This window comes from Arcanobacterium hippocoleae (assembly GCF_031456295.1).
GTDB classification, from domain to species: domain Bacteria; phylum Actinomycetota; class Actinomycetes; order Actinomycetales; family Actinomycetaceae; genus Arcanobacterium_A; species Arcanobacterium_A hippocoleae.
The window spans coordinates 381247-398545 of sequence record NZ_JAVDUJ010000001.1 but is presented as its reverse complement, the minus strand read 5'-3'; the positions used below and the strand labels follow the sequence as shown (position 1 = coordinate 398545).

Genomic DNA, 17299 nt, shown 5'->3' with positions numbered 1-17299 from the left:
ATGAGTTGAGCTAAAAATCTCCGCTACTAACTCAGTGGCAGGCTCGTGAAATCTCACCACACACTCGCCAAATAGCTTAGTTTATTCACCGTTAGGGCGTTTAATTCCAAACCGTAGGCAATGCCATGTGAAACAACGACTAGTCTCCTAAGTTTAGTTCTCGCATTTTGACGGCTATTTCACCACGCCGAGCACCTAATAAACTGATAGTGTCGCGCACGTAGCTTCCGACGGTGTTTTCAGATAAACTTTCGTGAGAAAACCTTTCGCACCAGCAGCTAATGCTTGCGAAGCGTTTGCGGTCGTTGCTTTAGAATCGACCCAGTAGCGCGAAAGGAAATATATTTTGGATGAGTTGAGATACGGTAAGTGCAAATTATCTTTTAATCTTGGTAACTCGGGCAAATGTGAGCTAGGCTAATTACATGGCTATCGATATCACAAGTGCTTTTACTCGGCTTCAGAATGCGCTCGAAGAATTTCACAGCGCGGTTATTCAATTTCAGGATGCAGAAGCGCCAGCAGTGCTCCGCGCAGTTGACCAATTAGCCGATGCATACACGATCTATGATGATGCAATTTTTACTGAATATGGGGTAGAAGCTCCTTTTGATACTTTCAGTGATGACGAATACGAAGACGACGTTGATGATCCAGACATCGACGAAGACGACTACACCGAAGATGAAGAAGATGAATATTCCGATGATGAGGAATATGAGTATCTTGACGATACAGATTATTTTAGTGACGAAAGCTGAGTGCACTACGTAAGTTTTGCTTGCCAGATTTCCTGATTGCGCGGATTATGCTTCGGGAATCTGGCATTTTTACACCTAACTGATTTGAAACGTTGAAAATCAGGAACCTCTTTTGCTCACTTGTGCCTGGTTACGCATTTTATGGTGCGGATACTTCACTGAGTACTTCGTGAACTTGAATTGGGAGAATCCCAAAATCTAGCTTCAAAAGCTGTTCGGCTTGTGCGGCTGTACGCGGGCCACAGAGTAGGGCATTTACTTGTGGCTGCCCAAGTAGCCATGCTAATGAAACATCGGTTGGCGTGCGCCCGAGCCCATCTGCAGCTTTCACAACTGCTTGCGTGATTTTTCGTGGTCGATCAGTTAGAAAGGATTCAACTGTATCCGCTAGATGCGCTGTCGCAGCACGCGAAGTAGGCGGGATCGTGTTTTGATATTTGCCGGTAAGCACTCCGCCTGCAAGTGGTGCAAAGCTCAGCACACCCTGCCCGCTATAAGCGGAAAATGGTACTAAATCAGTTTCAATATCACGGCATAACAGAGAATACTGCGCGCCAAAAGCAATCGGAGTGGGCTGGTGTGCGTCCTGCATTTGTTGCCAGATCAGCGCTGCTTTCCATGCTGGAAAATGATGTAGGCCGTAGTATCGGATTTTTCCTTGCTGTAAAAGAGTGCTGATAGCTTGCATCGTTTCATTTACAGGAATCGGGGTTTGCCCAGACGCTAGTTCGAGCCCGTCGATTATCAATAAATCAAGATAGCTGGTATTTAATGATCTGAGTAGCTGCTCGACTGTCGCAATGAGTGAAGCGCGCCCAGTATCGCCAATTATCTGCTGATCAAGAAAATTCCAACCCGCATGTGCACAAATTACAAAGTCATTGCGACGATATGATTTTTGCAATAACTCTCCCAGCGCTTGCGGAGCTTGCCCTTCGCCATAGGCGGGCGATATATCAATCAGGTTGCCGCCAGCATCAAGCAAAGTTCCTAAAATCGCATGTGCGTCATCAAAATCGGTATCGCGCCCCCATGTGAGTGTGCCAATCCCAATTTCTCCTACGCGTAAACCACTATTACCCAAAAAACTATGTTTCACACCATAGAGCCTAACGCAATTTTTACAGTTTTAGGCGCTAGGCTTACCACGTGAATATTTTTGAAGCAGTGATTTTAGGAATTGTGCAAGGGCTAACGGAATTTTTACCGATTTCTTCGTCAGCACATTTGCGCATTGTTGGTGGTCTATTCCCAAACCTGGGAGATCCAGGCGTTACTTTCACCGCAGTGACCCAAATTGGTACTGAGTTGGCAGTAGTGATTTTTTTCTGGAAACAAATCGTGCAAATCATTCGGAAATGGTTTCAATCCTTGCCGATTGGTCCTTGGAAAAATCAGGTAGCGAGTTCAGATCCCGATGTACGAATGGGATGGATCGTAATTATCGGCAGTTTTCCGATCGTGATCCTTGGTTTGCTGTTAGAAGATGCAATCGATTCAGTATTCCGTAATCTGTATGTTACCGCTGGAATGCTGGCTTTGTTCGCGGTTTTCTTAGGATTAGCCGATCGCTTTGGGAAGCGTGATTTGCAATTAGAGAAAATCACATTTCGTGATGGTTTGCTTCTTGGGCTGGCACAATCGCTCGCGTTGATTCCGGGAGTTTCGCGCTCTGGGGGCACAATCACTTTTGGTTTACTTCTTGGGTATACCCGTGCGGCTGCTGCGCGAGTGAGCTTTTTGCTTGCGATTCCAGCAGTACTCGGATCAGGGTTTTATCGGCTGCTTTCAGATGATGGTACGGGGCCGCAGGTAGGAGCATTACCACTGTTTGCTGCCACTCTGACGGCATTTGTGGTGGGGTATGCAGTGATTGTGCTCTTCTTGAAATTGGTTGAGACGAAATCTTTCCTGCCTTTTGTGGTTTATCGGATTTTGCTTGCGATCGTAGTGGTGACGATGATCGCAAGCGGGCTCCTTGCAATTTATTAAGATCCATTGGAGTGAAAAAATCGGAAGCTGTTTGCCTGCGTGCAAATTGTGTGCAGGCAAACAGTTTCCGGTTATTTATTTCTTTTGGCAGTGAGCAATTTTTGGATGCCGCTTTGGCTCATCTGTGGTGCAACGCCCTGATATGCCGGGCAGATATTTTTGAAATGACACCAGTTGCAAAGTGGCCCGGTCTTTGGCTCAAAATGCGCCAAATCAATCCGGTGCGTGATTTGCTCCCAAATCGCATCGAGCTGTGCAATTACCTGCTGCACATCGAATTGTACTGGATCGTAGGTGAGTACTCGTCCATTTCCGAGGTAAATCAATTGGGTTCGTTTTGGCAATTGCCCTTGTTCTAAGAAAAGTGCCGTTGCATAAAATTGCATTTGGAAATGTGCTTCCCGCGCATATTGCGGTGCGGGAGATTTTCCTGTTTTGTAATCAACCACACGTAAATCTCCATTGGGTGCTTCATCGAGTCGATCAATGATTCCGCGAATTGCTAAACCTGACGGCAGCAGCGCATTTACAAATTGTTCACGCCCTTTCGGTTGCAGCCGTTGCGGGTTCTCGATTTGAAAATACTGATGGAGTAGTGGACGGGCGCTTTCAAACCATTTTTGAAATTGGGTGTCGTCTGCAAAAAGTTCTTTTAAGGCAGGATCTTTTTTGCTCAGGTTTTCCCATTGCGTGTATAAACTTTCCTGTGCGTTCTCTTCTGTTCGTAATGAATAAGGCAAATCGAAGAGATGCTCAAGCACCGCATGTACGAGTGTGCCGCGCAGCGCAGCAGTTGATGGCGGTTCTGGAAGTTGATCAATTACCCGAAACCGAAATTTCAGTGGGCACTGGCGGAAATCGTTTACCCGCGAAGGTGAAAGTGCTGCATGGTATGTGTTCATGCTCCTACCGTACCGCCTTGTCTAAAAGATTTGCGAGACGGCCGATAGAATGGATGCATGAATGATACTTATCCACACCCGTTTGGGGCAGACCGGCGGCGCGGGCCGTTTCGCGCTGGTGAGCGCGTGCAATTGACCGATACCAAGGGAAGAAAATACACCACAATGCTCCGGCATGGCGGGTTTTTTCAGTCACAGCGGGGAAATTTTCGGCATGATGATTTGATCGGGCAACCGGAGGGAACAGTTTTTACAGCCGAAAATGGGCACCGGCTGCAGGCAATGCGCCCGCTGATCAGCGATTACGTACTTTCAATGCCGCGAGGTGCTACCGTTGTGTATCCAAAGGATGCAGGGCAGATCGTGCATCAGGCTGATATTTTTCCAGGGGCAAGAGTGGTAGAAGCGGGGCTTGGATCTGGAGCATTGGCAATATCGCTGCTTGCTGCGGTTGGAATGGAAGGTCATTTAACCTCTGTGGAGCGGCGTGCAGAGTTTGCAGAGATCGCGCAGGCAAATGTGGAATCCTGGTATGGGCCGCAATTGCCACCGTGGGATGTACGTCTAGGCGATTTAGATCAAGTATTGCGTGAAATGGAGCCGCAATCAGTCGATCGTGTAGTGCTGGATATGCTTGCTCCCTGGGAAAATATTGATAGCGCGGCACATGCCTTGATTGACGGTGGTGTAATTTTGGCATACGTTGCCACCACCACTCAAATGTCACGATTTGTGGAAACTTTGCGTGAATCGCTGTGCTTCACCGAACCAGAAGCAAATGAGACGATGCTGCGCACATGGCATCTTGATGGCTTGGCTGTGCGACCAGATCATCGAATGGTAGCGCATACTGGATTTCTGGTAGTCGCACGACGGATCGCCCGCGGATCAGAGCCATTAGTGCCCAAGCGTCGTCCGGCACCGCTTGCGCATAATGAGGCTTTAGATTGGGAAGAATCAGAGCTTGCGGAACGGCCGATCGCAGCAAAGAAGTTACGTAAAGTACGCCGTGATGTGGCTACCCGCGCCGATCTGGAGGCATCTGGAGTTTCTGGAGAAGGCGCAGCTAGCGCGCAGATCCGTGAAAAAATTGCGGCAGAACTTGCCAAGCGCGATGCTGCCAGATACGCACAGCGTAAGGCGCGCCGTGATGCAGCACGGGAAGCTTTTAATCCATCCGATAATTTGGAAGCTGTGGCGCAAGATGCCGCACAAGAAAGAACAATATAAGTGATGACAGAAAATCTGCACGGAGAAATTTTTGGTCTACAAAGCCAAATCATTGCACTCACTGAGAAGAATGCGAAACTTGCGAAAGGACTCCAGGATGCGCGGCATGAGATTTCGCAAATGGGGGAGCAAATTGAGACGCTTACTCGTCCGCCAGGTTCTTTTGCAGTATTCATTTCAGCCAATCAGCTCAAACGTACAGTAGTTGCAATCGTCAATGGGCGAAAAATGAACTTAAATGTATCGCCATTGGTATCGCTTGGGAATCTTCAGCCGGGCCAGGAGCTATTCATCAATGAGCAGCTTGTAGTGGTAGGTGCAGGTGGATATGAGCGAGTTGGTTCTACCGTCGCAGTAAAATCAGTGATTGGGCAAGACCGGGTACTTGTTGCTGCAAATACTGGTGAAGAACGAGTATTGCGTTTGGCTGGGCGGTTGCGTGATCAGCGTGTGCATCCAGGTGATTTATTGCTTGCTGATAATTTCAGTGGTTTTGCATTTGAGCAGGTACCGCGTCCAGATTTGGAAAATTTCCTCCTTGCCGAGATTCCAGATGTGGAATATTCAGAAATTGGCGGTTTGTCCGCACAAATAGAGCAGATTCAGGATTCAGTAGAACTTCCTTTCATGCAGCCTGAACTTTACCGTGAACATGGTTTACGCCCTCCCAAAGGAATTTTGCTGTATGGCCCGCCAGGATGTGGCAAGACTTTGATCGCAAAGGCCATTGCCACCTCTCTATCTCGGAAGTGGCTTGCCAGAAAAGACGCTGATTTAGCAGATGCACAAATTACAGCTTCCCGCAGAGCATACTTTTTTAACATCAAGGGGCCACAATTACTTGATAAATATGTGGGAGAGACTGAACGCCAAATTCGTGAGATCTTTGCGCGTGCGCGTGATTTGGCGGCTGCAAAAATGCCGGTGATTATCTTTTTTGACGAGATGGAAGCATTATTCCGGACACGTGGATCTGGTATTTCCTCTGATCTGGAAACGACGGTCGTGCCGCAATTATTAGCTGAAATTGACGGCGTAGAAGCTTTGCAAAATGTGATTGTGATCGGTGCATCAAATCGTGAAGATATGATTGACCCAGCTATTTTGCGTGCTGGACGGCTCGACGTGAAGATTCGTATTGATCGCCCAAATGCACCCGCAGCTCTTGAGATTATGCAAAAATATCTCACTGAGAAGTTGCCGATTCATGAACGAGAATTGGTTGCACGAAGCCGGAGAGAAGCGGTTCTTACGCTCGCACAAGATGCGATCACACAGCTTTTTGCGCTTTCACCGGAAAACAAATTCTTGCGGTTGATTTATGAAAATGGACATCAGGAAGTGCTGTATACTGCCGATTTGGTCTCTGGCGCGATGATTGAGTCAATTGTTGATCGAGCGAAGAAACTTGCGATCAAGAGTTTCTTACAAAATCGCGAATACGGCATTACTGCGGCGCATTTAACTGCCGCGATTGCGGAGGAAATTGCGCAAAATCAGGATTTGGCGCAGATCGCAAATCCAGATGAATGGGCACGAGTCAACGGTAAATTAAATTCAGGGCGGTTGCTCGCGGTAGAACAAATTGAGAAACGAATAAAATCTTAGCTTCATCCTGATCCCACATGTAATGTGAGCATTATGCGGTAGCCAGGCTGATAATTACATTGTTCTGTTCGGTGGCGCATGCTGAATTTAATGGGTGAGTAATTGATGCAGGATAAGGAGAATGATAAAAATATGTTTCGCCGTAGTATCGGAATGGAAACTGAGTGGGGCATCGTCGATTTAGATTCTCCAGATGCGGACCAAATGCAGCTATCTTCTGAATTTGTAGCTGCTTATTCCCGTGCTGGGAGTGCAGTATCTCAGCAGCGCAAAACCCGGTGGGATTATGCGGGCGAAGATCCCTTGAATGATGCACGTGGATATCGTCTTTCCCGTCGCTTTGCTGATCCTTCCCAGCTCACTGATGCAGGCGAGCAAAAATTATTTGCAGCAAATTTGCAGAGCACGGCTGAAGCGTACGATTTATTTAGCTCAGCTCATCCCCTGTTGGAAAAAATCCCGCGCGCTGCTTTTTCGTGTGCATCTGGTGTAACGAATACAGTCTTATTCAATGGCGGACGGCTTTATGTTGATCACGCACATCCAGAATATGCATCGCCTGAAGTCATTAATCCGCGCGAAGCGGTCTTATGGGATCGTGCCGGTGATTTTTTGGCACAAGAAGCGATGCAAATTCTGGCACAAGAAGGCAAGAATTACGCGATTTATAAAAATAATGTTGATGGTAAGGGTGCTGCATACGGCACCCATGAAAACTATCTCCTTTCGCGGAATGTTGATTTCACAGATGTAATTCGATATTTGACACCGTTTTTTGTTACCCGTCCGATTATTTGCGGCGCTGGAAGAGTTGGACTTGGGCAAAAATCCCAATATCCGGGCTTCCAAATTTCGCAGCGTGCAGATTATGTGGAAAATACCGTCGGCTTGGAAACTACATTTAACCGGCCAATTATCAATACGCGTGATGAACCGCATGCTGATGGCGAAAAATATCGTCGATTACATGTAATTGGGGGCGATGCGAATCAATTCGATTACTCAAATTTATTGAAAGTGGGTACTACATCGCTCGTCTTGTGGTTGCTGGAACAAGATGATCTTCCTCTCGAATTGGATGCATTGCTGATGTTTGATGCTGTGGCAGCAAGCTGGGAAGTGTCTCACGATATTTCGCTGCGCAAGGGTATTGAGATGCATGACGGCATATCTCGCACTGCGATTGAGATCCAGCAGGTGTACCTTGATGCAGTTTTAGCAGCGGTAGAGCGAGTTGGAAATGATGATTTCGATACCGTTGAAATTCTGCAATTATGGCAAGAGGTATTAGACGCTTTACGCGGCGATATGACGCGCGCTGCACGAAAAGTTGAATGGGTGGCAAAATATTTAGCTTTGGATGGACTGCGGAAGCAAAAACAACTGCCTTGGGATGCGCCGCAGATTCGTGCTTTTGATCTGCAATGGCATGATTTGCGTGCCAGCAAGTCAATTGCGCAGAAACTGATCAAACTTGGGCAGGTAGATCAGATTTTCACTCCGGAACAGGTGCAATGGGCCGTGATAAACCCGCCAGAGCAGACACGAGCTTATTTCCGTGGAAACCTGCTCCGCTATTACGGAAAGCAGATTCCAGGTGCTGCATGGGCGAGTGTGATTTTTGATTTGCCAAATTCACAGCATTTGCTGCGGCTTTCGTTACCTGAGCCTTTTACCGGCACGAAAGAACAAGTCGGGATGCTGTTTTCAGCTGGTTTAGCACCAGATGCCTTGCTTGCGGCATATTTGCGTCAAATCAAGAGCAGCTAAAGTGAATATGTATGGGCATGCACAAATTTTATGTGCACCGGTGTAGTTTCAGACATTTCAAAATATAATTATGCAAATACGGGAGGAGGGCGTTAATGGCAGAAAGAATTTATCAGCAAGTGCAAAAATCATCGCAAAATGAGGTTACGCCTGCGGTGTTGCCGTCAGCTGGAACTCAGGATAATGAATTTAACGTAGCTGATTTGCTCGCGGATATTGATTCACTTCTCGAAACGAATGCTGAATCATTTGTGCAAGGCTTTGTGCAAAAAGGCGGTCAATAAAAATGACTCTGCCGCGGCGGATTTTTGGAATTGAGACGGAATACGGGATCACATGCGCTGCAATTGGCGGTGGATCGCCTCCAATTAGTGCAGAGGATGCTGCTGAGTTACTCTTTGCTCCGATCACTGCTGCACGGCAAAGTACAAACGCTTTTTTACCAAATGGTGCACGGCTCTATCTTGATGTTGGTGCGCACCCGGAATATGCCACTGCTGAGTGTGATTCTTTGCAAGATTTACTTTTGAATGATCTTGCTGGTGATGCAATTCTTGCTGATCTGATCGTGAAAGCAGATGCACAGCTTGCCCGGAAAAATATCGCTGGAAAATTGCATTTATTGAAGAATAATCATGATGCAATTGGGAATTCATATGGCTGCCATGAAAATTATTTAATACATCGCCGTCGTGATTATCGTGAGCGGATTGGGTCATTAGTGGCATTTTTTGTGACCCGGCAAATTCTCGTCGGAAGTGGCTATTTGGATCCCGGACGGCAGAATATCCGTCCGGCGCATTTTGCGATCTCACAGCGTGCCAATAAAATTTTCGATGCTGTCTCGAATGCTTCAACTCGTACACGTCCGATGATCAATACCCGCGATGAACCGCATGGGGATGCTCAGCGTTATCGCAGAATGCATGTGATCGTTGGTGATAGCAATATGAGCGAATCCACTACTGCGCTGAAAATTGCAATGACCGAAGCAGTCCTCAATGTATGTTCATTAGGTTTAAAATTTCCCGAATTTGAGTTGGCTTATCCGGTACATGCAATTCGACAAGCTGCCCAAGATCTGGACGGCAAAGCATTGCTTGAAATGGCTGATGGACGCAGTGCTTCAGCACTCGAAATACAGACGGCATATTACGAATTTGTGCAGGAAGTTTATGCTGCACAAGGGTGGTTTTCAGAGCTTGATGAGCTGCGTAAATACGCTTTTGATTTATGGTATCGAGCTTTGCAGGCGCTTCATTCTGGAAACCATGAAAATGTGGCGAATGAGATTGAGTGGATCGCAAAACGTAAATTACTGGATACGTATCGGGAGCGGCTTTCCTGTGGGTATGATGATTTCCGGTTAGCGCGAATCGATTTTGCCTGGCATGATATTTCGACGGACGGATTGCGTAATTCATTGTATGCAAGTGGTTTTTTGCGAAGTATTGTGCAAGATGCGGATATTGTTGTAGCGAAAACGATTCCGCCACAAACCACTCGGGCGAAGCTCCGAGGTGATTTTATTGCAGCTGCAATGGATCACCGTCGAGACTATTTTGCTGATTGGCAAAATCTGAAGCTGATCCATGATGCTGATCCCAGAAGTGTTTTATTACAAGACCCGTTTTGCGCTTTTGACGCGCAGGTGATGGAAATGATCGAACAGATGGAGATAACGCAATGAGGAAGTATGGTCACTGGCGTCAGTATTTAACGGTAATTTTTGGTGCGCTGATTGTGGGAGTGGCAATCAGCTTTGTCTCGCATTTTTGGGAACGCTCAAACCACATTGCCCAATCGTTTACAGTGCAGAGTTTTGGCGCTCTGGGAGCGCCGGTATCGTTGCAGGTAAAAGGCGGACTTCCCACATCCGATCAGCCAATTTTATTGGAAAGCGGCAGTGGCGATGAGCTGAAAAAAGGTGATCAGTTGCTTTATATTGTTTCGTCTTTTACGTACACTCCTGGGCGCGTACTGCAAGACAATAAACTGACACAAATACATGCAGGCACGGTCAACGAAAGCGAATTAGGCGAACTATCTGAGGCGATTATTGGGCAACGAGTTGGTGCAAGGGTGGCTGATACAAATACGAATATTGCACAAAATTCGACGGAAATAGTGGTGATCGATATTCTCCCGACACGGATTTCTGGCACGCATATTCAGCCTGCTGGTTGGCCGGGAAATCCTGCTGTAAATAATTCACCGCAGCTGCTGCCACAGATTGTGGGTCAGGGGGAGCCTCCAACCGAGCTGAAAGTACATGATCTGGTGGCTGGTAATGGAGATCAGGTAGCTGCCGGGGATCAGATCTATGCAAATTATCTGCTAGTTGATTTTTCGGGAAAAGTTATGAAGGATACCTACCGTGATCCGCATCCGGTGAAAATTGATACCAGTAAAATTTTTGCCGGGCTGCGGCAAGGAATTATCGATCAACGAATTGGTTCACGGCTCTTGATCGGAATTCCGGCACGGCTTGCGCATGGCGAAAAAAATCTGCTCGCAGTGGTTGATTTGCTGGGAAAGGTGGAAAATGCTACCGAAACGTCTTCCGATTCGTAAGGTTTGTGAAATAGGATAGAACCAGTTTGCAGTAATAAATCTGTGTTGCAGCAAATTTTTGCTAGATCAAGAGAAAGCGTCTCATCTTGTTAGAAACTGTTGGATTGGGTGCCCTGATGCATTTTGAATGGCTTACATCTATTCCGTCACCACCGATCAATTTGATTTATCTTGGACCAATTCCGCTGCGTTTTTATGCGTTATCGATCCTTACGGGGATCATCCTTGCATTGCTCTGGACTGATCGGAGATATCGTCGGATTGGTGGGCCAGAAGATATCGTGATCGATGTTGGCACTTGGGCAGTGCTGATTGGGATCGTTGGTGCGCGCATTTACCATGTGATCACTTCACCGGCAGCATATTTTGGCGAGCATGGTGATATCTGGCAGATTTTCCGGATCTGGGAAGGCGGTCTGGGAATTTGGGGTGGCATTGCTTTTGGTGCCGTTACTGCTGCGATCGTTTTGCATCGGCGAAATTTGCGTGTGGGAGCTTTTGCTGATGCTGCTGCACCAACGATATTAGTGGCGCAAGGTATCGGTCGGTTTGGCAATTACTTCAATCAAGAAATCTATGGTTTACCCACGGATTTACCTTGGGCCCTGGAAATTGATGCAGCCCATATTGTGGGAGGATATCCGCCCGGAACTACTTTCCACCCGACCTTCCTTTATGAAGCTTTGTGGTGTTTTGCTGGTGCTGGCTTATTGCTTTTTTTGCAGCGCAGGTTCCGGCTTGACGGTGGTCGATTGATGATTATTTACGTGATGTACTACACGCTTGGGCGGGTGTGGATCGAAATGCTGCGAATTGATGATGCACAAATAATTGCTGGTTTACGGTTAAATGTGTGGACTTCAATTTTCGTATTTTTGATTGCTTCGATTGCATATCTGTTGTACTCGCGGAGGCTTGCAAATCAGCGCCAGTTGGCGGAAATATATCTTGCCCCGGTTCCTCAGAACGATGAAAAATCAGCGGCAGAAATGAAAGATAAAATCAGCGCGGCTCTCGCCGAAGCTGAGAATCGGTACTCAATAGGTTAGGATTAGGCTATGCGTAGAGCGAAAATTGTATGTACTTTAGGTCCTGCCGTCAGCACAAAAGAATCGATTATTGATTTGGTGCGTGCGGGGATGAATGTTGCCCGAATCAATGCTTCTCATGGCACCCATGCGGAGCATGAAGAAAGAATTGACTGGGTGCGTGAAGCAGCTGCCGAGTTAGATACCTCAGTAGCGATTTTGATTGATTTGCAAGGTCCGAAGATCCGTCTGGGGAAATTTGAAAACGGTCCGGTATTGCTGCAAAATGGCGATATTTTCTCGATCACTACTGATGATGTGCCAGGAGATAAGGAGCTTGTCTCCACTACACACAAGGCGTTGCCGCAGGATTGCCATCCAGGTGATAAGATCCTGATCGATGACGGCAAGATCCAGGTGCGAGTGATCTCCGTTGAGGGTAATACTGTGAATACGGAAGTTATCGTCGGGGGTACGGTTTCAGATCATAAGGGTGTGAATCTTCCAGGGGTAGCTGTTTCGGTGCCTGCTCTTTCTGAGAAGGATAAGGTCGATCTTGAGTGGGGTCTTGAATACGGCTGTGATCTTGTGGCGCTTTCCTTTGTGCGTTCGCCAGAAGATGCTAAGGACGTGCACGAAATCATGGATCGCGTCGGACGGCGTGTGCCAGTGATCGCAAAGATCGAAAAGCCACAGGCTGTTGAAGTGCTTGAGGAGCTGATTCAAGAGTTTGATGGTTTCATGGTAGCGCGTGGTGATTTGGGCGTAGAACTGCCGCTTGAACAGGTGCCGATGGTGCAAAAGCGTGCGATCAATATCGCACGACGTTATGCGAAGCCAGTGATTGTGGCGACTCAGGTGCTTGAATCGATGATCAATTCGCCTACTCCTACCCGTGCGGAAACTTCTGATTGTGCAAATGCAATTCTCGATGGTGCCGATGCGGTGATGCTCTCGGGTGAAACTTCCGTCGGTAAGTATCCGGTGCGTTGTGTAGAAACGATGGCTTCGATTATTGAATTTACTGAAGAGCGTGGTCTTGAGTCGATTCCAAAGCTGGCAAATTTGCATCGCACCCGAAATGGTGTAGTGACGCGTTCAGCAATGGATATTGGTGAGGCTCTTGGCGTGAAATATTTGACCGTATTTACGCAGTCTGGGCAGACGGCACGTCGGATGGCGCGGTTGCGTGCGCGGATTCCGCTGCTTGTATTTACTCCGTCAGAGAATATCCGTCAGCAGCTTGCGCTCACCTGGGGTGTGCAATCTTTTATTGTGCCGGAAGTGAAGCACACTGACGATATGGTCGATCAGGTGGATTATCTCCTGCGTGAGAAGGGGATGGCTGTAGAAGGTGATCGTGTCGTGATTATTTGTGGAATGCCAGCAGGAAAAGTTGGTTCCACGAATACGATCCGGATCCATAAGATGGGTGAGACGGTAGTACACCATGACTAATCCGCTGCTACTGCTGGCCGATGGTGAGTGGTTGACCAGCCGAAATGATGTGATATAAAACTCGCATTGCTTAGAAAATTGCTCCTGGCTTTCGAAAAATGTATGCTTTGAAAGTCAGAACTGCTCCTGTGGTGGAATTGGTAGACACACAGCACTCAAAATGCTGCGCCGAAAGGCATGAGGGTTCGAGTCCCTCCGGGAGCACCAATAAAAAGTTAACGCGGCAAATTTCAGAAAGTCGATATTTCTGGATCTTGTTCGCGTTAATATTCTATTAGCGGACAATTTTCATGGCAGATTTATCCCGCGATGGTTCAAAGGAGAGGGAATGGCAACCGAAGAAGAGCAGAATCTGCAGCTTGCAGACGCGCAAATACCGGCATCTGACGGAGAAGACGCGCGAGAAACGGTGCGATGCTTAGTTGTCGAAGATGAAACGTTGATCCGCCTGGATATTGTTGAAACGTTGCAGGATGCTGGCTACGAAGTAATTGGCGAGGCCACGAATGGTGATGAAGCGATCGAACGTGCAGCTGAGCTTGATCCGGATCTGATTGTGATGGATGTGAAGATGCCAGGTACTGACGGGATCACTGCGGCTGAGAAAATCCTTGATGAACAAAGCCCAGCAATCGTGATGCTCACCGCGTTTTCGCAGCGTGATTTGGTGGAGCGGGCGCGCGATGCAGGAGCGATGGCTTATGTAGTGAAACCATTTACGCCAGCTGATTTGATTCCAGCTATTGAGATTGCGATTTCGCGTCGTCAGCAGATCAACTCGCTGTCTGAAGAAGTCGCTTCGCTCACCGATCAATTTGAGACACGGAAGCGTGTAGATCGTGCTAAAGGCTTGCTGCAAGAGAAGATGGGCTTAACGGAGCCAGAGGCGTTCCGTTGGATCCAAAAGACTTCAATGAATCGTCGTTTGACAATGCGGGAAGTTGCCGATGCAGTGATTGAGCAGGTCGGATAGAGCGCAAAGACTGCGTAGAATGGGTATGCTATTGTGTGTGAATACGCAAACCCTGTTATTGATTGACGGCCATTCGATGGCATTTCGCTCATTTTACGCACTGCAAGCTGATTCTTTCCGCACAGATTCTGGCATTTATACGAATGCTGTGCATGGTTTTACAAATACACTGTTGCGTTTGTTGAAGGATTATCAGCCGAGTCATATTGCGGTGGCTTTTGATCTTCCTGGTGGTACTTTCCGGACGCGGATGTATGCGCAATATAAGGGTGGCAGAAAGCAGACCCCGGAAGAATTTAAGGGGCAGATCGATTTGATCCAGCGCTTGCTTGATGCGATTGGAATCAAGTGGCTGACCTACTCCGATTATGAAGCTGACGATATTGTTGCGACTCTCTCACAACGCGGGTATGAACAGGGGATGCAAGTAGTGATTGCATCTGGAGATAAAGATTCTTATCAACTGGTAAATACGGCTGTGAAGGTGGCTTATCCGATGCCGCGTTCACAAATGTTGCTTCTTGATGCAGATGGTGTGCAAAAGCGGGTGGGAGTACGCCCAGAGCAGTATGGAGATTATGCTGCGCTCGTCGGTGAAGGCGCGGATAATATTCCCGGTGTGCCTGGCGTAGGGCCAAAAACTGCCGCAAAATGGTTACATCAGTACGGTTCGCTCGATGCTTTGATCCTTGCTGCAGATGAGCTGAAAGGAAAGGTCGGTAATGCTTTCCGTGAGCATCTTGCACAGGTGCAGCTCAATCGCCAATTAAATACGTTAGTCCGTGATCTGCCACTTGATCTGAAATTATCCCAGCTTGAACCGCAGGGAGTGGATTATGCAGAGTTTAATGATTTATGTGATTTACTCGATTTTCAAAGTGTGCGTACACGTGTGCTTAGCGCTTTGCCGGTTCGTGACGGTGGCACGGTTATCAACGCAGATGCTGCAGACGAGGTACAGCAGGGTGCGCATGGGCAGCAGCGTTTTGCTGCACCTGTAATGCGTGATGCAGTAAGCCGCACTACCGAGATGAGTTTGCGTGATTTTCTTGACGCGCCGACTCCTGAGAAGCATGACGATGCTTCTCAGCTCGTTTCACATGATCTTGAAGATGGTGAAAATCGCTGGGGGATCGCGGTTTTTGGCTCTCAAACACCTGGGAAAGGCAGTGCCGAAAGAATTGCGATCGCAAATAATGCTGGTGAGGTTTATGCGTTCAGTCCCACTGCGCTCGGAATAGATGATCATGCAGCGCTCACTACATGGCTGGAAAATCCAGAAATAGCAAAAGTCGGGCATGGAGTAAAAGGGATCATGCATGCCTTAGCTGGCAGTGCGCTGAGCTGCGAGAGTTTTACTTGTTGTACTGAAGTGCAGGCGTATCTTTTACATCCTGAGCGGCGTTCCTATGATTTTGCAGATTTAGTAAATACCTATTTGGGCGTAAGTATGCAGCTAGAGAATCAGGGGACGCTGGGGATCTTGGCTGACGGTACTTTAGCAGCTAATGAAAGTCTTGAAACGGCTGCAGTGCAAGTTCTTGATTTAGCCGATGTGCTTGATCTGAAATTAGCGCAGGTAGGGCAAAATGAGTCGCTGGTAAGCCTGGAGACGGAACTTTCTTTGGTGCTTTTCCGGATGGAAGATCGTGGGATAGTTGTCGATACGCAAAAATTGCAGGAACTGCATGATGAGTTTGCAACTCGGGTGGCGCAAGCTGAGCATTTTGCACATGCGGCGATTGATGATGATTCGGTTAATCTCGCCAGCCCGAAGCAATTGCAAGGAGTGCTTTTTGAACGGCTGCAACTGCCGAAAACGAAAAAGACGAAGTCTGGTTACACTACAAACGCTGAGGCTTTGGCGGGATTGCTCACAAAAATATCGGGGTTTGAAGACGAAAATAGTGTGCGTGGGCAGGAATTCCTGAATGCTTTGATGCAGCATCGTGATGCTGTGAAATTGTTGCAATCGGTGGAAGGCTTGCAAAAAGCAGTGCAAGCTGACGGCCGGATCCGCACTACTTATCAGCAGACTGTTACAGCTACTGGGAGACTTTCTTCGACAGAGCCGAATCTGCAAAATATTCATGCTCGTACTGAGGCAGGGCAGCAAATTCGGGAAGTGTTTGTGCCCGGTGAAGGTTTTGAAGCTTTGCTCACGGCAGATTATTCACAAATTGAAATGCGGCTGATGGCGCATCTTTCTCGTGATGCTGAATTGATTTCAGCTTTTTGTGAGGGAGCTGATTTGCATCGTTATGTGGCAAGCCAGGTGTTTGAAGTGCCAGAGGCTGAAGTGAGCGCTGCGCAGCGCTCGAAAATTAAAGCGATGAGCTATGGGCTGGTGTACGGACTTTCAGCTTATGGGCTTTCGGCACAGTTGCACATTTCAGTATCAGAAGCACAAGAATTGATGGACGGCTATTTTTCGCGGTTTGGCAAGGTCAAAGAATATCTTGATTCGCTTGTAGTGCAGGCTCGGAAAAGTGGATATACTCAAACGATCCTTGGACGGCGCCGGTATTTACCGGATTTACTTTCTGATAATCGGCAAATCCGGCAAGCAGCTGAGCGGGCTGCGCTGAATGCGCCAATTCAGGGTTCAGCAGCTGATTTGATCAAATTGGCGATGCTTGCTACTGAGTTTGCTTTGCATGATGCCGGTTTGAAATCGCGTGTTTTATTGCAGGTGCATGATGAATTGGTGCTTGAAGTGGCGGCAGGTGAAAGTGCTCAAGTGCGGGAAATCGTAGCGCAACAGATGGGGCAAGCGTATGCGCTTTCAGTGCCTTTGACGGTCGGGATTGGCGAAGGGAAGAATTGGCGGGCAGCAGCACACTGAAATAGCGAGTGAATGTGAGCGAAGTAACGTTACAGGTAAGTGCGGCGCGCAGAGAGAAGACTTGCGAATAACCGCACATTCCCAATAGTATTAATGACTGGTGCACTCGCACCATGTCCTTATCCGTAATCTATATGTAAATCCGGAGTCACCAACTC

Annotated in this window: 14 protein-coding genes and 1 tRNA gene; 13 read left to right on the top strand and 2 right to left on the bottom strand. The window is 47.7% G+C overall.

Annotated elements, in window-relative coordinates; translation table 11 throughout:
* The first annotated feature begins 425 nt into the window (after nucleotides 1-425).
* The gene (locus J2S36_RS01805) at nucleotides 426-761 is read left to right on the top strand and encodes a hypothetical protein (protein ID WP_309954941.1); all 336 of its coding nucleotides are present in this window, start codon (nucleotides 426-428) and stop codon (nucleotides 759-761) included.
* Between the two features lie 139 nt (nucleotides 762-900).
* Here J2S36_RS01805 and J2S36_RS01800 read toward each other — a convergent pair whose 3' ends face one another.
* Nucleotides 901-1845, bottom strand: a complete 945-nt coding sequence (locus J2S36_RS01800; RefSeq protein ID WP_309954939.1) for an aldo/keto reductase — start codon at nucleotides 1843-1845, stop codon at nucleotides 901-903.
* 65 nt (nucleotides 1846-1910) lie between these two features.
* On the opposite strand from J2S36_RS01800, the gene uppP reads away from it, so the two are divergent.
* Nucleotides 1911-2753 (top strand): undecaprenyl-diphosphatase UppP, encoded by an 843-nt coding sequence (gene uppP, locus J2S36_RS01795; RefSeq protein WP_309954937.1) that lies wholly within the window; start codon nucleotides 1911-1913, stop codon nucleotides 2751-2753.
* Between the two features lie 71 nt (nucleotides 2754-2824).
* Here uppP and J2S36_RS01790 read toward each other — a convergent pair whose 3' ends face one another.
* Nucleotides 2825-3655 carry a RecB family exonuclease gene (locus tag J2S36_RS01790; RefSeq protein ID WP_309954935.1) on the bottom strand — a complete coding sequence of 277 codons (831 nt, stop codon included), beginning with the start codon at nucleotides 3653-3655 and terminating at the stop codon, nucleotides 2825-2827.
* Between the two features lie 57 nt (nucleotides 3656-3712).
* Here J2S36_RS01790 and J2S36_RS01785 point away from each other — a divergent pair, with 57 nt between their 5' ends.
* The 11 genes from J2S36_RS01785 (at nucleotide 3713) to polA (ending at nucleotide 17141) form a co-directional block, all read left to right on the top strand.
* Nucleotides 3713-4885 carry a tRNA (adenine-N1)-methyltransferase gene (locus tag J2S36_RS01785; RefSeq protein WP_309954933.1) on the top strand — a complete coding sequence of 391 codons (1173 nt, stop codon included), beginning with the start codon at nucleotides 3713-3715 and terminating at the stop codon, nucleotides 4883-4885.
* Nucleotides 4886-4888: 3 nt separating this feature from the next.
* On the top strand, nucleotides 4889-6493 hold the full coding sequence (gene arc, locus J2S36_RS01780; protein ID WP_309954931.1) for a proteasome ATPase: 1605 nt from the start codon (nucleotides 4889-4891) through the stop codon (nucleotides 6491-6493).
* A gap of 132 nt (nucleotides 6494-6625) precedes the next feature.
* Entirely contained in the window at nucleotides 6626-8263 is a 1638-nt protein-coding gene (dop, locus tag J2S36_RS01775) for a depupylase/deamidase Dop (protein WP_309954929.1), read from the top strand.
* Nucleotides 8264-8358: 95 nt separating this feature from the next.
* The gene (locus tag J2S36_RS01770; protein ID WP_309954926.1) at nucleotides 8359-8547 is read left to right on the top strand and encodes a ubiquitin-like protein Pup; all 189 of its coding nucleotides are present in this window, start codon (nucleotides 8359-8361) and stop codon (nucleotides 8545-8547) included.
* Between the two features lie 2 nt (nucleotides 8548-8549).
* The gene (locus J2S36_RS01765) at nucleotides 8550-9953 is read left to right on the top strand and encodes a proteasome accessory factor PafA2 family protein (RefSeq protein WP_309954924.1); all 1404 of its coding nucleotides are present in this window, start codon (nucleotides 8550-8552) and stop codon (nucleotides 9951-9953) included.
* A complete protein-coding gene (locus tag J2S36_RS01760; protein WP_309954923.1) occupies nucleotides 9950-10837 on the top strand; it encodes an FKBP-type peptidyl-prolyl cis-trans isomerase in 888 nt (295 codons plus the stop codon). The genes J2S36_RS01765 and J2S36_RS01760 overlap by 4 nt, the downstream gene beginning before the upstream one ends.
* A 116-nt stretch (nucleotides 10838-10953) precedes the next feature.
* The gene (gene lgt, locus J2S36_RS01755; protein WP_309957440.1) at nucleotides 10954-11886 is read left to right on the top strand and encodes a prolipoprotein diacylglyceryl transferase; all 933 of its coding nucleotides are present in this window, start codon (nucleotides 10954-10956) and stop codon (nucleotides 11884-11886) included.
* Nucleotides 11887-11895: 9 nt separating this feature from the next.
* A complete protein-coding gene (pyk, locus tag J2S36_RS01750) occupies nucleotides 11896-13323 on the top strand; it encodes a pyruvate kinase (protein WP_309954920.1) in 1428 nt (475 codons plus the stop codon).
* Nucleotides 13324-13445: 122 nt separating this feature from the next.
* Nucleotides 13446-13530: transfer RNA gene (locus tag J2S36_RS01745), tRNA-Leu, on the top strand.
* A gap of 121 nt (nucleotides 13531-13651) precedes the next feature.
* Nucleotides 13652-14296 carry an ANTAR domain-containing response regulator gene (locus tag J2S36_RS01740; protein ID WP_309954918.1) on the top strand — a complete coding sequence of 215 codons (645 nt, stop codon included), beginning with the start codon at nucleotides 13652-13654 and terminating at the stop codon, nucleotides 14294-14296.
* 19 nt (nucleotides 14297-14315) lie between these two features.
* Nucleotides 14316-17141 (top strand): DNA polymerase I, encoded by a 2826-nt coding sequence (gene polA / locus J2S36_RS01735; RefSeq protein WP_309954916.1) that lies wholly within the window; start codon nucleotides 14316-14318, stop codon nucleotides 17139-17141.
* Nucleotides 17142-17299 lie beyond the last annotated feature (158 nt).

What these genes read in the sequence shown, in the direction of transcription:
- J2S36_RS01805 (WP_309954941.1), top strand. Translation starts at nt 426, where the DNA reads ATGGCTATCGATATCACAAGTGCTTTTACTCGGCTTCAGAATGCGCTC.
- J2S36_RS01790 (WP_309954935.1), bottom strand. Translation starts at nt 3,655, where the DNA reads ATGAACACATACCATGCAGCACTTTCACCTTCGCGGGTAAACGATTTC.
- J2S36_RS01785 (WP_309954933.1), top strand. Translation starts at nt 3,713, where the DNA reads ATGAATGATACTTATCCACACCCGTTTGGGGCAGACCGGCGGCGCGGG.
- arc (WP_309954931.1), top strand. Translation starts at nt 4,889, where the DNA reads ATGACAGAAAATCTGCACGGAGAAATTTTTGGTCTACAAAGCCAAATC.
- dop (WP_309954929.1), top strand. Translation starts at nt 6,626, where the DNA reads ATGTTTCGCCGTAGTATCGGAATGGAAACTGAGTGGGGCATCGTCGAT.
- J2S36_RS01770 (WP_309954926.1), top strand. Translation starts at nt 8,359, where the DNA reads ATGGCAGAAAGAATTTATCAGCAAGTGCAAAAATCATCGCAAAATGAG.
- J2S36_RS01765 (WP_309954924.1), top strand. Translation starts at nt 8,550, where the DNA reads ATGACTCTGCCGCGGCGGATTTTTGGAATTGAGACGGAATACGGGATC.
- J2S36_RS01760 (WP_309954923.1), top strand. Translation starts at nt 9,950, where the DNA reads ATGAGGAAGTATGGTCACTGGCGTCAGTATTTAACGGTAATTTTTGGT.
- lgt (WP_309957440.1), top strand. Translation starts at nt 10,954, where the DNA reads ATGCATTTTGAATGGCTTACATCTATTCCGTCACCACCGATCAATTTG.
- pyk (WP_309954920.1), top strand. Translation starts at nt 11,896, where the DNA reads ATGCGTAGAGCGAAAATTGTATGTACTTTAGGTCCTGCCGTCAGCACA.
- J2S36_RS01740 (WP_309954918.1), top strand. Translation starts at nt 13,652, where the DNA reads ATGGCAACCGAAGAAGAGCAGAATCTGCAGCTTGCAGACGCGCAAATA.
- polA (WP_309954916.1), top strand. Translation starts at nt 14,316, where the DNA reads ATGGGTATGCTATTGTGTGTGAATACGCAAACCCTGTTATTGATTGAC.